The sequence below is a fragment of the Paracoccus liaowanqingii genome, assembly GCF_004683865.2.
GTDB classification, from domain to species: Bacteria; Pseudomonadota; Alphaproteobacteria; order Rhodobacterales; family Rhodobacteraceae; genus Paracoccus; species Paracoccus liaowanqingii.
In genome coordinates this window covers 321,403-334,666 of sequence record NZ_CP038439.1, presented here as the reverse complement: position 1 = coordinate 334,666, position 13,264 = coordinate 321,403, and the positions used below count along the sequence as shown (strand labels likewise).

General features: G+C 70.9%; 12 protein-coding genes. 3 read left to right on the top strand and 9 right to left on the bottom strand.

Annotated features, from left to right (window positions below; genetic code table 11):
- Position 1 precedes the first annotated feature (1 nt).
- From E4191_RS01550 to E4191_RS01520, 7 genes are read right to left on the bottom strand one after another with little or no spacing between them, the layout of a single operon-like run.
- Positions 2 to 1,183, bottom strand: a complete 1,182-nt coding sequence (locus E4191_RS01550) for an acyl-CoA dehydrogenase family protein (RefSeq protein ID WP_135311847.1) — start codon at positions 1,181 to 1,183, stop codon at positions 2 to 4.
- The gene (locus E4191_RS01545) at positions 1,183 to 2,358 is read right to left on the bottom strand and encodes an acetyl-CoA C-acyltransferase (protein ID WP_135311846.1); all 1,176 of its coding nucleotides are present in this window, start codon (positions 2,356 to 2,358) and stop codon (positions 1,183 to 1,185) included. The genes E4191_RS01550 and E4191_RS01545 overlap by 1 nt, the downstream gene beginning before the upstream one ends.
- Complete coding sequence (locus E4191_RS01540) at positions 2,355 to 4,439, bottom strand: FAD-dependent oxidoreductase (RefSeq protein WP_135311845.1); 2,085 nt, start codon at positions 4,437 to 4,439, stop codon at positions 2,355 to 2,357. Before E4191_RS01540 ends, E4191_RS01545 begins: the two co-directional genes overlap by 4 nt.
- A 10-nt stretch (positions 4,440 to 4,449) precedes the next feature.
- The gene (locus E4191_RS01535) at positions 4,450 to 5,274 is read right to left on the bottom strand and encodes an IclR family transcriptional regulator (RefSeq protein WP_135311844.1); all 825 of its coding nucleotides are present in this window, start codon (positions 5,272 to 5,274) and stop codon (positions 4,450 to 4,452) included.
- On the bottom strand, positions 5,274 to 6,602 hold the full coding sequence (locus E4191_RS01530; protein WP_135311843.1) for a TRAP transporter large permease: 1,329 nt from the start codon (positions 6,600 to 6,602) through the stop codon (positions 5,274 to 5,276). The genes E4191_RS01535 and E4191_RS01530 overlap by 1 nt, the downstream gene beginning before the upstream one ends.
- Positions 6,602 to 7,108 (bottom strand): TRAP transporter small permease, encoded by a 507-nt coding sequence (locus E4191_RS01525; RefSeq protein ID WP_135311842.1) that lies wholly within the window; start codon positions 7,106 to 7,108, stop codon positions 6,602 to 6,604. Before E4191_RS01525 ends, E4191_RS01530 begins: the two co-directional genes overlap by 1 nt.
- Before the next feature lie 4 nt (positions 7,109 to 7,112).
- On the bottom strand, positions 7,113 to 8,168 hold the full coding sequence (locus E4191_RS01520) for a C4-dicarboxylate TRAP transporter substrate-binding protein (RefSeq protein ID WP_228461446.1): 1,056 nt from the start codon (positions 8,166 to 8,168) through the stop codon (positions 7,113 to 7,115).
- Between the two features lie 146 nt (positions 8,169 to 8,314).
- Here E4191_RS01520 and E4191_RS01515 point away from each other — a divergent pair, with 146 nt between their 5' ends.
- Positions 8,315 to 9,637: a L,D-transpeptidase family protein gene (locus E4191_RS01515; RefSeq protein ID WP_228461444.1), complete on the top strand. Its 1,323-nt coding sequence runs from the start codon at positions 8,315 to 8,317 to the stop codon at positions 9,635 to 9,637.
- Complete coding sequence (locus E4191_RS01510; protein ID WP_135311841.1) at positions 9,634 to 10,578, top strand: extensin-like domain-containing protein; 945 nt, start codon at positions 9,634 to 9,636, stop codon at positions 10,576 to 10,578. Before E4191_RS01515 ends, E4191_RS01510 begins: the two co-directional genes overlap by 4 nt.
- A gap of 7 nt (positions 10,579 to 10,585) precedes the next feature.
- Here the strand turns inward: E4191_RS01510 and E4191_RS01505 are convergent, their stop codons facing one another.
- Positions 10,586 to 11,254 carry a Crp/Fnr family transcriptional regulator gene (locus E4191_RS01505; RefSeq protein WP_228461442.1) on the bottom strand — a complete coding sequence of 223 codons (669 nt, stop codon included), beginning with the start codon at positions 11,252 to 11,254 and terminating at the stop codon, positions 10,586 to 10,588.
- A gap of 193 nt (positions 11,255 to 11,447) precedes the next feature.
- Positions 11,448 to 12,770: a FliI/YscN family ATPase gene (locus E4191_RS01500; RefSeq protein WP_135311839.1), complete on the bottom strand. Its 1,323-nt coding sequence runs from the start codon at positions 12,768 to 12,770 to the stop codon at positions 11,448 to 11,450.
- Positions 12,771 to 12,868: 98 nt separating this feature from the next.
- On the opposite strand from E4191_RS01500, the gene E4191_RS01495 reads away from it, so the two are divergent.
- The gene (locus E4191_RS01495) at positions 12,869 to 13,258 is read left to right on the top strand and encodes a FlgB family protein (protein WP_135311838.1); all 390 of its coding nucleotides are present in this window, start codon (positions 12,869 to 12,871) and stop codon (positions 13,256 to 13,258) included.
- Positions 13,259 to 13,264: the final 6 nt, after the last annotated feature.

The following is a 13,264-nucleotide window of genomic DNA, read 5'->3' as shown; positions in this document are numbered from 1 at the left end:
ATCATCCTTTCGCCAGGGCGCCGGCAATGATGCTGCGCTGGATCTCGTTCGAGCCGCCATAGATGGACAGCTTGCGGTTGTTCAGCCAGGTGGCCGTGGCCGACAGGGCCTCGTCGGCGCCGTCCGGGCCCTCGTTGCCGAGCGTCGGCAGGGCCGAAGCCTGGCCGCCATAGGCGCGGCGGGTCAGGGCATCCAGCCGCTGGCGGATCTGGGTACCCTTGATCTTGAGCATGCTGCTTTCGATGCCGGGCGCCTGCCCCTGCGCCGCTTGGGACAGCATCCGCAGGTTGGTCGTGGACATGGCCATCAGCTCGATCTCGACCTCGGCCAGCTGCGCGGCGAACAGGGGGTCCTGCGACAAAGGCTGGCCGCGATGGACCTGCGCGCGGGCCACGCGCTGCAGGTTGTCCAGCGCGGCGGTGGCAAAGCCCACGCCTGCGATGTTGGTGCGCTCGTGGGTCAGCAGGTACTTGGCATAGGTCCAGCCCTGGTTCTCCTCGCCCACCAGATTGGCCACGGGCACGCGGACCTCGTCGAACCAGACCTCGTTCACCTCGGCGGTGCCGTCCAGAAGGACGATGGGGCGGACGGTGACGCCGGGGCTGTCCATGTCGATCAGCAGGAAGCTGATCCCCTCCTGCTTCTTGCCCTCGGTCGAGGTGCGCACGAGGCAGAAGATCATGTTGGCGTGCTGGCCGAGCGTGGTCCAGGTCTTCTGCCCGGTCACGACGTAATGGTCGCCCTGCCGCACGGCGGCGCAGCGCAGGCCGGCCAGATCGGACCCGGCGCCGGGTTCGGAATAGCCCTGGCACCACCAGTCGTCGCCGTTCAGGATGCGCGGCAGCCAGTGGTCCTGCTGCTCTTTTGAGCCGAACTTCTGCAGGACCGGGCCCAGCATGGCGATGCCGAAGGGCACGATGCGCGGGGCATGGGCGCGGGCGGATTCCTCCTCGAAGATATGGCGCTGGATGGGGGTCCAGCCTGCGCCGCCGAATTCGGTGGGCCAGTTGCCGGCCAGCCAGCCGCGCGCCTGCAGCTTGGCGTGCCAGCCCTCCATCTCGGCCTTGGTCAGCTCGTCGTGCAGGCGGACCTTGCGGGCGAGGCCCGGGTCCAGCTCGGCCTTAAGGAAGGCGCGGACCTCGTCGCGGAAGGCCAGCTCGTCGGGGGTGAAACGCATGTCCATCAGAAGATCTCCAGAAGTCCGGCGGCACCCTGGCCGCCACCCACGCACATGGTGACGACGCCCCAATGGGCGCCCCTGCGGCGGCCTTCGCGCAGGATGTGGCCGGCGGTGCGGGCGCCGGTCATGCCGAAGGGATGGCCGATCGAGATCGCGCCGCCATTGACGTTGTATTTTTCCGGGTCGATGCCGAGCGTGTCGCGGCAATAGAGGCACTGGCTGGCGAAGGCCTCGTTCAGCTCCCACAGGTCGATGTCCTGGACCGTCAGCCCGTGGCGTTCCAACAGGCGCGGCACGGCATGGATCGGGCCGATGCCCATCTCGTCGGGCGCGCAGCCCGCGACGGCGAAGCCGTGAAAGGCGCCCAGGGGCTCGAGGTTCAGCGAGGCGGCCAGGGCGGCGTCCATCACCAAAAGGGCCGCGGCCCCGTCCGAGAGCTGCGAGGCGTTGCCCGCGGTGACGAACTGGCCCGCGCCGCGCACGGGCTCCAGCTTGGCCAAGGCCTCCAGCGCGGTGCCGGGGCGGTTGCCCTCGTCGGCGGTGATGGTCACCTGACGGTCGCTGCTCTCGCCGGTGGCCTTGTCGGTGACCGACATGGTGACGGTCATCGGAATGATCTCGTCGTCGAAGATCCCGGCGGCCTGGGCTGCGGCGGTGCGGGCCTGGGACTGGACGGCGTATGCGTCCTGCGCCGCGCGCGTGATGCCATAGCGGGCGGCCACGATGTCGGCGGTCTCGATCATCGGCATGTAGAGGTCGGGGCGGTTGGCCTCGATCCAGGCCTCGCGGGAATGGCGGACGGGGGGCTGGATCAGCGAGATGCTTTCCACGCCGCCCACCAGCACGGCGCGGGCGCCTTCCTGGACGACCATCTGCGCGCCCATGGCCAGCGCCTGCAGGCCCGAGGCGCAGAAGCGGTTGACCGTCGTGCCCGCCACGCTGTCGGGCAGGCCCGCGCGGATCACCGCCTGCCGGGCGATGTTGCCGCCGGTGACGTATTCGGGATAGCCGCAGCCCCAGATGCTGTCCTCGACCAGCGCGGGGTCGATGCCCGCGCGGTCGATGACGGCGCGGGCGGTGGCCCCTGCCAGCACCGCGCCATGGGTGCGGTTGAAGGCGCCGCGCCCGGCCCGGCCGATGGCGGTGCGGGCGGTCGAGACGATGACGGGTCGGTTCATGGCTTGGGTCCTTCGTTCAGCTCGGCCAGGCGGCGCCCTTCGGCCACCAGATCGCGCAACAGGGGCGCGGCCTGCCAGAAATGGTCATCCTCGGCGGCGAGGGCGTCGATCTGCGCCAGGATCTGGGGCAGGCCCTGCGCATCGGCCCAGTGCATCGGCCCGCCGCGCCAGCGCGGAAAGCCGTAGCCGTTCAGCATGACCACATCGACATCCAAGGGCCGCAGCGCGGTGCCGTCGGCGACGGTGCGGACGGCCTCGTTCACCAGCGCGGCCATCGTCCGGTCGACGATCTGGGCGTCGGTGAAGTCGCGCGGGGCGATGCCCAGATCGGCGCGGACCTGCGCCAGCAGGGGCTCCAGCTCGGGGTCGGGCTGCGGCTTGCCGCCGTCATAGAGGTAATAGCCGCGCCCGGACTTGCGCCCCAGGCGGCCCAGTTCATACAGGCGGTCGGCAAAGACCGGCACGCGGTCGCGGGGGTGGCGGGTGGCCGCCTTGCGCTGCCGGGTCATCCAGCCGATGTCCAAGCCCGCCAGGTCGCTGACCGCATAGGGGCCCATCGCGAAGCCGAAGCCGGTCAGCGCGCGGTCCACCTGATAGGGCGAGGCTCCGTCCAGCACCATCGCATCCACCGCCGCGCGATAATGCGACAGGATGCGGTTGCCGATGAAGCCGTCGCAGACGCCCGCGCGCACGGCGATCTTCTTCAGCCGCTTCGCCAGCGCGAAGCCGGTCGCGGTGACCTCGGGCGCGGTGCGGTCGGCCACGACCACCTCCAGCAGGCGCATGACATGGGCGGGCGAGAAGAAATGCAGCCCGATCACGTCCGCCGGGCGCGAGGTCGCGGCGGCGATGGCGTCCACGTCCAGATAGGAGGTGTTGGTGGCCAGCACCGCGCCGGGCCTGGCCACGCGGTCCAGTTCGGCAAAGACCTGGTGCTTGACCTCCATCGTCTCGAAAACCGCCTCGATGATCAGGTCGGCGTCGCTCAGCGCCGCATAGTCGGTGGCGGTGCGGAAGGTGTCGGCAAGGATCGCGTCGCGCGCGGGGGCGGCCAGCTTGCCGCGCGTCACGGCGCCGTCCAGCAGCTTGGCGACGGTGGCGCGGGCGGTGTCGGCGGCGGCCGCGTCGCGTTCGATCAGGGTCACGTCCAGCCCGGCCAGCAGGCAGGCCGCCGCGATCCCCGCCCCCATCGTGCCGCCGCCGATCACGCCGATGCGGTCGAGCGCGCGCGGATCGACGCCCCTGATCTGCGGCAGGTGGGCCACGGCGCGTTCTGCGAAGAAGGCATGGATCAGCGCGGCGCGCTGCGGGCTGTCCATCAGGGCGCGGAAGGCGGCACGCTCGACCTCCATCCCGTCCGCGAAGGGCAGGGCCAGCCCTTCGGTCGCGGCATCGACGGCGGCGCGTTGGGCGATCTGGCCGGGCAGCTTGGCCGCCAGCGTCGCAGTCAGCGCCTCGGTGGCCGCGGGATCGGCGGGCGGGGCGGGCAGATCGCAGGTGCGGCGCGGGGGCTGGCCTGCCAGGCGCTCGGCCATCTGCATCGCGGCATCGGTCAGATCATCCGGCGCCACGGCGTCGATCAGGCCCAGGTCGCGCGCCTCGGCGGCGCCCATCTGCCGGGCCGAGGTGATCATGTCCAGCGCGGGCATCAGCCCGATCAGGCGCGGCAGGCGCTGCGTGCCGCCCGCGCCGGGCAGCAGGCCCAACGTCACCTCGGGCAGGCCCATGCGGGCGCCGGGGGCGGCGATGCGGGCATGGCAGCCAAGCGCCAGCTCCAGCCCGCCGCCAAGCGCCGTGCCGTGGATCGCGGCCACGACGGGCTTTTCCAGCGCCTCGATGGCGGCAATGACGTCGGGCAGCGACGGATCCTGCGGGGGCTTGCCGAATTCCGAGATGTCGGCCCCCGCGACCCAGGTGCGGCCCGCGCAGAGGATCACGGCGGCCCGTGCGCCCTCGTCGGCGGCGAAGGCGCGGGCGGCTTCGATCAGCCCCGCGCGCACCGCCTGTCCGGTCGCGTTGACCGGCGGGTTGTCGATGGTGATGACGCCGGTGGCGCCGCTGCGGTGATAGGTGACGGGCATGGAATGTCCTTCAGTCGGTGGGCGTGCCGGGCCAGGCGGGGCTGCCTTGGGTGCCCACGAGGCGTTGCAGGCGGGCGACGGTGTCGCGCAGGGCGGGGCCGACCTCGGCCGTGATGCGGTCGTCGGGCAGCACGTCGTCCAGCGCCCCGCAGGAAAAGGCCACCGGCCCCGCTAGCCGGGGCGAGCGGAAGGGCACCGACACGGCCGAGATGGTGCGGGTGTGGCGCAGGTCGCGCCGCACCACGGTGTAGCCCTGCCCGACCAGCTGGGCGCGCGCCTCGAGCCGCAGGTCCTGCAGGGTGCCGCCGTCCAGGGGGTTCTCGGGGCGGTCCTCCAGCAGGCCCGCGAATTCGGCCTGCGTGGTGGCGCCCAGCACCGCAAGGCCCGAGGACGAGCCGCCCACCGGCAGGCGGTGCCCGACCTCCAGCCAGATCGAGGCCACGCGCTGCGGGCGCCAGGTGCGCATCAAGGCCACCTTGTCGCGGTCGCGCACGGCGAAGAGGACCAGCGTGCCGGTGCGGTCGGCCAGGGCCTGCATCATCTCTTGCGCGGGATCGAGGAAGGCCAGCGAGGCCGCCGCCACATGGCCCATCGCCAGAAGCGTGGGGCCGGGGCGATAGCGGTCGGCGCGCTGCGGCTGCGTCAGGTAGCCCAGGCAGCCCAGCGTGAAGGTCAGCCGCGAAACGGTGGATTTCGGCAGGCCCGTGCGTTCCGCGATCTGGGCATTGGTCAGCCCGTCATCCCCCGCCCGGAAGGCACGCAGCACCGACAGGCCCCGCGCCAGCGTGCTGGCGAAGGCGCGGTCCTGCTCGTAGGCCGGGCGGGGGTCGGACATCACATCGATCCGGGGATCAGAAGCGAGATCACGGGGAAGAGGATCAGCAGCACCAGGACCAGCATGTCGATGGCCAGGAAGCGCGTCACCCCCGCGAAGATCTTGTCGATCCCCACGGACTTGGTGACGTTGCTGACCACAAAGACGTTGAGGCCCACGGGCGGGGTGATCAGCCCGATCTCGAGCAGCTTGACGACGATGACGCCGAACCAGATCAGGTTCAGGCCATAGCCCTCGACCAGCGGGACCATGAAGGGCAGCGTCAGGACCATGATGCCGATCGGGTCCAGGAACATGCCCAGGACCAGATAGATCACCACCACCACGACCATCAGCATGGCGAAGGACAGTTCCGCATCCGCGACCCAGCCCACGACCGCGCCGGCCATGCCGGTCAGGGCCACGAAGCTGACGAAGATCTTGGCCGCCCCCGCGATCAGGAAGATCGCCGCCGTCTGCGTCAGGCTTTCGCGGATCGCGCGCCAGAAGACGTCCAGCGTCAGGCGGCGCTGCGCGAAGCCGATGATCGTGGTCAGCACGACGCTGACGGCGGCGGCCTCGGTCGCGGTGAAGATGCCGCCATAGATGCCGCCCACGATGACGACGAACAGCAGGACGGCGGGCCAGGCGGCCAGCGCGGCCTCCAGCCGGCTGGCATCGCTGGCCTCGCCGCGCGGGGCGGCGGCGGGGTCGCGGGCGACCCACCAGGCGATGACCAGCAGCATCCCCGCCAGCGACAGCAGCCCGGGCAGGATGCCCGCCAGGAACAGCTGCGCGATCGAGGTCTCGGTGAAGATGCCGTAGAGGATGAAGAGGACGGAGGGCGGGATCAGCGAGCCGAGCGTGCCGCCCACCGCCACCGAGGACGTGGCCAGGCGCGGGTCATAGCCCATGCGCAGCATCTCGGGCACGCAGATGCGGCCCATGGTCGAGGCGCAGGCGATGGACGAGCCCGAGATGGCCGAGAAGCCGCCGCAGCCCAGGACCGAGGCCATCGCCACGCCGCCGGGCAGCTGCCGCAGCCAGACGGCGGCGGCGTCGTAGATGCGCGTGGTGATGCCCGCGTAGAAGGCGATGTTGCCCAGGGCCACGAACAGCGGCACCATCGACAGGTCGTAGGAATGGACCAGGTCGAAGAAGTTCGAGAACAGGACCGAGCTAGTCGGGTTCAGCGCCCGGTCGGGCATCCAGCCGCCCGCGCGGGTGGCATAGATCAGGAAGGTGCCGACCCCCGCAACGCCCGCCAGGGCGAAGGCGATGGGGACGCGCGCGGCCAGCAGCACCAGGACCGCCGCCATCGCGACAAGTCCGATCGTCATGGCATCCATCAGATCACCTCGTTTCCGTCAGAGTCGAGGATCGCGTCGCCGCGCCGCAACTGGGCCAGGTCGCCCGCCAGCAGGATCGCCAGCCGCACCCAGGTCAGCACCAGCCCCGTCAGGAACAGGGCCACGCCGGGCCAGCGCAGCAGGTTCAGGTCGCCATAGTAGAACTCGCCCGAGCCGTAGGTCTGCGCCGTCACGCGCCACGAGGCGTAGATCAGCGGCGCCAGCGCCAGCAGGCCCACCACATGGCCCAGCACAATCAGCTGCGACCGGCGGCGCACGGGCAGCCGGTCGCTGACGAAGGTGACGGCGACGTGGCTGCGCGCCGCCGTCGCCGCCGCCACGGGCAGGATGATGGCCGCGACCATCAGCTCCCGCACGATGATGATCGCGTCGGGCACGCTGGAGCCCAGCACCGCGCGCATCGCCACATTGGCGAAGATCACCACGCCCAGGGCGATCAGGGCCAGGACGGCCAGGTCCAGCAGAGTCCGCTCGATCAGGCGCATGGGATCAGCCGCGATCCCAGGGATAGCCCTGGCTTTCCAGCTCTTCGGAATATTGCGCGATCAGGCCGCGATATTCCTCGAGCAGGGCGGCACCGTCCAGGCCCGCCGCATCGGCGCGGGCGGTCCAGTCGTCCAGATAGGGCTGGGCGGCCTCGGTCAGGCGGGCGCGGTCCTCGTCCGAGAAGCTGACGATCTCCTTGCCGGCCTCTTCCAGCATGGCGATCGATTCGGCGTTCGCCTCGCCGATGATGCGGCCAAACTCGTCCGCCAGGCCCTCGCCCGCGGTCATCACGACCTGCTGCTGTTCGGGCGACAGGTTGTCGTACATCGACTTGTTCATGACGATGCCCAGGGCGCCGACCTGGCCCCAGTCGATGAAGGTGTAGCTGTCGAAGACCTCGTCGAACTTCAGCGCCGCGACCAGATAGGAATAGGTCTGCGTGCAGTCGATCAGCCCGTTCTCGAGCCCCTGGTAGGCCTCGTAGACGGTCATGTCGACCAGCGTGGCGCCGAGGTCGCGGAAGGTCTGGCCATAGGCGCCCACGCCGCGGACCTTCTTGCCCGCCAGCTGGTCGACCGAGGTGACCGCCGGTCCCTTGCAGCCCATCTGCACCGCCGAGGTGGTGTAGGTGCCCACATAGACCAGGTTCTGCGCGGCCAGATTGGCCTGGATCTGCTCGTTGTTGCGCATCAGCGCGTCGGTGGCCTTCATGCCGACCCAGGGGTCGGGATTGTCCAGCGGCAGGTCGGCGATGCCATAGGCCACCAGGTCCTGCGGGAAATAGACACCGATGACGCTGCCCAGATCGGCCACCCCGTCGCGCAGCGACTGCACGGCGGCGCGTTCGGAAAACAGCGCGCCCCCCCAGGTGATGTCCAGGCGCAGGTCGCCCGCAGACTGTTCGGCCACCTGATCGGCGAACCATTGCGTGGCCTCGGCCCGCGCGCCCCGGTTGGGACCCGGCTCGCCATAGATGAGGACGGTTTCGGCGGCGGCGGACGTGGCCAGCGCGGCCATCAGCCCGCCCGCCATCAACGCCGTGAAAGACGGTGCAGTCATGGTGAAAACTCCTCCCAGTTCCACCATGCAGGCTGCCATTCCGCAGAGCGGAACGCAACATCCAATTGACCGAAACGTGAGGGATGGTTCATCTGGCGGATATCCGCCATATGCCCGATGCTGTCCTCCAGACAAATGGAGCTTTCATGACCTCCCCCTTCGCCCCCCGGTTCGCGCTGGCCGTGTGTCTTGCGCTCGGCTTCACCCTTCCCGCGGCGGCCCAGCAGGACCTGCCCTTCAGCGCCGACGACATCGAGGCGGCGCAATATGGCGGGGGCGACCTGCCCGGCGGACGCTCGGCGCTGACGGCCAAGGTGCAGCTGCTGCTGGACCGCTCGGGCACCTCGCCCGGGGTCATCGACGGGTTCAAGGGCGGCATGAGCCAGAGCGCGATCAAGGCGTTCGAGCGGCGCACCGGCCTGCCGCAGGACGGGGTGATGGACCCCCATGTCTGGAACCTGCTGCAGTCCTATGCGACGCGGCCCGTCACCCAGACCTACGTGATCACGCCCGAGGATGCGGCGGGGCTGGTCGCCGCGATCCCCACCGACTATGCCGAGAAGGCGCTGATGGCCGAGCTGTCCCATACCAGCGTGGCCGAGCGTCTGGGCGAGCGGTTCCACATGGACGAGCGCTTCATCGCCTTCCTGAACCCGGGCACGCCGCTGGCCCCCGGCGCGACGATCCGGGTCATGGCCCCCAACCCGCCGCTCCGCGGGTCGGTGGCGCGGATCATCATCGACAAGGACAACCGCCGCGTCGCGGGCTATGACGCGCGCGGGCAGATGGTGGTGGATTATCCCGCGACCATCGGCTCGACCGCGACGCCCTCGCCCGCGGGGACGCATCAGGTGCGCAACGTGGCGATCAACCCCAACTATACCTACAACCCGGACGTGAACTTCCGGCAGGAGGGCAACGACAGGCCGCTGGTCATCCCGCCCGGGCCGAACGGGCCGGTGGGATCCGTCTGGATCGGCCTGACCAAGCCCACCTACGGCATCCACGGCACGCCCACGCCCTCGCAGCTGTTCCACAACGCCTCGAATGGCTGCGTGCGGCTGACGAACTGGGATGCCGAGGAGCTGGCGCGCATGGTCGCGATCGGCGGGACCACGGTCGAGTTCCTCGATTCGGGCGTCACCATCGCCGAGGTCACCGGGGCGGGCCGCGCCACCACGCCGCCGGTCGCGGCCATCGCCCTGCCCGAGGGCACGGTGCAGACCGCCACCCCCGATCCGCAGCAGCCGCTGGCCCTGCCCGACCCGATGGCCCCGCCCGCGGCGGTGGCGCCTGCGGCCGCCAACCCCGCCACGGTCCTGCTGGACGGGCTGGAGACCCCGACCGAGCCCGCCGCGCCGGTGACGCCCGTCCCGGGCGATCCCGCCGCCGATCCGCTGAGCGAGGCGCTGACCGGCGCGCTGCCCGAGGGCTTCGTGGTCCCGCTGCCGGACGAGGCGCAGCCGTGAGCGCCGCCCGGCATCTGGCGCTGATCCTGGCGCTGGCCGTGGCCCTGCCCGCCGCCGCGCAGGACCGCCCGCCCGCCGAGGCGGCGGAGGTCCTGCCCGACGGCGACCGCCCGCCCGAGCGACCGTTAGAGCTGGGGCCGGAGGATGCCGGGGCGGAGGCCGAGGGGGGTGCCGAGGCGCCGGCCGATGTCACGGCCGCCGATCCGACGCCTCCCGAAGAGGGCGCCCCTGACGATGGGGCCGCCGAGGGCCGCACCGCCGCGGAGGTCGCCGGGGACGACGGCCCCGCCGACGACACCGCGCCCGAGACCGCCGCAATCGGCGAGCCTTTCGGCCCCCCGCCCCCGCCCGTCTGGTTCACCCTGGCGGAAAGCGATGGCGAGACCACCGCCTGCCGGATGGCGCTGAGCGTGCTGGGCACCCGCTTCACCCCCGAGCCGCCGGTCACCGATCCCGACCTGCGCGATTGCGGCATCGCCCGGCCGATCCGCGTGACAGAGATCCTGCCGGGGGTCGAGCTGACCGGCAGCCCGGTCATGCGCTGCGCCACGGCGCGGTCGCTGGCGCTGTGGGTGCAGGGTTTCCTGCGCCCGGCGGCGGCCGCCCTGCCCGAGGGCGGGCGGCTGGTCGCGCTGCAGACCGGCCCCGCCTATCAGTGCCGCGACCGGGTGGGCACGGGCGCGGCCGATCCCAAGCCCTCGGAACACGGCTACGGCAATGCGGTGGACGTGATGGGCTTCGTCTTCGAGGGGGCGGACCCGGTGCCGGTGCAGCCCCGGGTCGGCGACGGCAATCCCGAGGAGAGCTTTCTGGCGGCGGCGCGCGGCACGGCCTGCCTGATGTTCTCGACCGTGCTGGGGCCGGGATCGAACGCGGCCCATGACGACCACCTGCATCTGGACATCGCCGCCCGCAACGGCGGGTGGCGGCTGTGCGAATAGGGCCGCGTCAGCGGCTCTGCCGCTCCATGTCCAGATAGGTCGGGTCGAACCGCGCCAGCATCGCCAAGCCCTTCCAGTCGAGGATCCGGATGTCGGCCCCCGACCAGCGGATCAGCCCCCGGTCGCGCAGATCGCGCACCGCCCGGTTCACGTGGATGGGCGAATAGCCCAGGATGTCGGCCAGCTCGCGCTGCAGAAGCGGCAGCGAGAAGCGGTGATCGGCGGACGCCCCGACCGCGTTCAGGCGGCTGTAAAGCTCGCACAGAAGATGCGCCAGATGCGCGCTGGAGCGCAGCGAGGCGGCCGCGACCAGCCATTGCCGGTGCACCGCCGCGTCGATCAGCGTCGCCATCCACAGGAGCCGCGTCAGGTGGGGGAAGTTCTCGGTGATCTCGGTCAGCTCCTCGTGGTCGATGAACTCGACCTCGGCGGGGCCCACGGCGACCACGGCATGCTCCAGGCCGGCAAGCACGAATCCGTGCAGGTCCACGAAGTCGCCGGGCACGTGCAGGGCCGTGATCACGCGCTCGTCGGGGCGGCCCACCAGCCGGTGGGACCGGGCCGACATGCCGCGCAGCATCATGCAGCTGCGATGCGCCAGCCGGTCGGCGGGGACGATCACCTCTCCGGGGGCAAAGCTTACATGCTCGGTTCGCAGGGATCTCAGGCGGGCCAAGTCGCGCTCTGGCAGGGTGTCTCGCCGTTGAAGAAACCGAACAAAATACTCAGTAATTGCCATTCCGCCCCTACTTTCTCGGCAACCGGACAGTTGCAAATCGGGATTCCGGGCGCAATGCCCGGTGGAGGAATTCTAACATTCATTAGTCCTTCAAACGCGCCGAAATTCAAGTTGGTTTCATGGACAGGGCTCAGGCCCGCGACCGCACCGGCAGGCGCAAGGCCGCCTCCAGCGCGGCGAAACTGTCGGCGACCGAACCGCAGCGGCGGGTCACGAAATCGTCCAGCTGGGGAAACAGCCGCACCGCCTCGTCCAGCTTGGCATCCGATCCGGGCGCGTAGAGGCCCGCGCGGATCATCAGCTCCGACTCGGCATAGGCGCCCAGGGCGACGCGGGCGCGGGCGATCAGCGCATTCTCGACCGCGCTGGCGGCGTCGGGCAGAGAGCGGGACACCGACCGCACCACGTCCACCGCCGGATAGCGCCCGCGTTCGGCGATGGCGCGGTCCAGCACCACATGGCCGTCCAGCGTGCCGCGCAGGATGTCGGCCACCGGCTCGTCCATGTCCGACCCCGCCACCAGTACGCTGAAGATCCCGGTGATGTCCCCCGCCCCCTCGGGCCCCGGCCCGGCACGTTCCGCCAAGCCCATGATCAGGTTCGACACCGAGGGCGGAAAGCCGCGATAGCTGGGCGGCTCGCCCGCCGCCAGGGCGATCTCGCGATGCGCCTCGGCAAAGCGGGTGATCGAATCGGCCAGGAACAGCACGTGGCGGCCCTGGTCGCGGAAATGCTCGGCCACGGTCATCGCGGCCCAGGCACAGCGCCGCCGCACCAGGGGCGAGCGGTCCGAGGTCGCGGTGACGATCACCGCCCGCGCCATCCCCTCGGGGCCCAGGGTCTTGTCGACGAACTCGCGCAGCTCCCTCCCCCGCTCGCCGATCATGGCGATGACCACCACATCGGCCTGCACGCCGCGCGCCATCTGCGACAGAAGCGACGATTTCCCCACGCCCGAGCCCGCGAACAGCCCGATCCGCTGCCCCGCGACGACCGGCAGCAGCGTGTCGAAGACCGCCATCCCCGTGGCCAGCCGCCCCCCCAGCCGCCGGCGGGTGACGGCATCGGGCGCCTCGCTGCGAAAGCCGCGCGCGACCGGGCCGGGGCGCAGCGGGCGCCCGTCCAGCGGCTGGCCCAGCGGGTCGATGATCCGCCCGATCCAGTCGTCCGAGGGGGCGATTCGCGGCGCGAAGAGCAGCTCGACCGCGGCGCCGACCGACAGGCCCTCGATCGTGCCCTCGGGCAGGACCTGCGCGCTGCGCGGGGTCAGGCCCACGATCTCGCCGCCCAGATCGCCCCCGGCCAGCGCGATGCGCACCCGGTCGCCCACCGAGGCGCGGTCGTTGAGCCCCTCGACGCTGATCAGCCCTGCGCGGATCGACTGGACGCGGCCGTGATAGGTGACCAGCCGCAGCTGCGACAGGCGGCGGGCGATCGAGTCAAGTTTATCCATCGGGCGGTCCTTTTCGGGCGATGCGGGCGGCATCCTCGAAACGATTTCTAAACCTCTGCAGGTTAAGACCGGGTTTAGCGGAATTGAGGAGAAGCCTCATGTTTGACCAGATCGAGATGATGCGGATGGCCCGGGCGATGGGGCTGCACGTGCAGCAGCGCCATGTCGAGGTGGCGCGCAACATCGCCAATGCCGACACGCCCGGCTACCGGGCCACCGACCTGCAGGACTTTGCCCAGACCTATCGGCGCGACGACGGGTCGGGGCCGCTGAAGGTCAGCCATCCCCGCCATCTGGCCAGCCCGGACTGGTCGCCCGCCGAGGCGCGGGTGATCCAGGTCGCGGGTCCCGTCTCGCCCAACGGCAACTCGGTCTCGCTGGAGGAGGAGATGGTCCGCGCCGCCGAGGTCAAGCGCCATCACGACCTGTCGCTGGCCGTCTACCGCTCGGGGCTGGACCTGATGCGGGCCAGCCTGGGCCGCAGGTAGGGAGGG

Coding starts and splice junctions, on each gene's coding strand:
- E4191_RS01530 (WP_135311843.1), bottom strand. CDS start 6,602: ATGGATGCCATGACGATCGGACTTGTCGCGATGGCGGCGGTCCTGGTG.
- E4191_RS01525 (WP_135311842.1), bottom strand. CDS start 7,108: ATGCGCCTGATCGAGCGGACTCTGCTGGACCTGGCCGTCCTGGCCCTG.
- E4191_RS01550 (WP_135311847.1), bottom strand. CDS start 1,183: ATGGACATGCGTTTCACCCCCGACGAGCTGGCCTTCCGCGACGAGGTC.
- E4191_RS01500 (WP_135311839.1), bottom strand. CDS start 12,770: ATGGATAAACTTGACTCGATCGCCCGCCGCCTGTCGCAGCTGCGGCTG.
- E4191_RS01515 (WP_228461444.1), top strand. CDS start 8,315: ATGACCTCCCCCTTCGCCCCCCGGTTCGCGCTGGCCGTGTGTCTTGCG.
- E4191_RS01540 (WP_135311845.1), bottom strand. CDS start 4,439: ATGCCCGTCACCTATCACCGCAGCGGCGCCACCGGCGTCATCACCATC.
- E4191_RS01520 (WP_228461446.1), bottom strand. CDS start 8,168: ATGACTGCACCGTCTTTCACGGCGTTGATGGCGGGCGGGCTGATGGCC.
- E4191_RS01545 (WP_135311846.1), bottom strand. CDS start 2,358: ATGAACCGACCCGTCATCGTCTCGACCGCCCGCACCGCCATCGGCCGG.
- E4191_RS01495 (WP_135311838.1), top strand. CDS start 12,869: ATGTTTGACCAGATCGAGATGATGCGGATGGCCCGGGCGATGGGGCTG.
- E4191_RS01535 (WP_135311844.1), bottom strand. CDS start 5,274: ATGTCCGACCCCCGCCCGGCCTACGAGCAGGACCGCGCCTTCGCCAGC.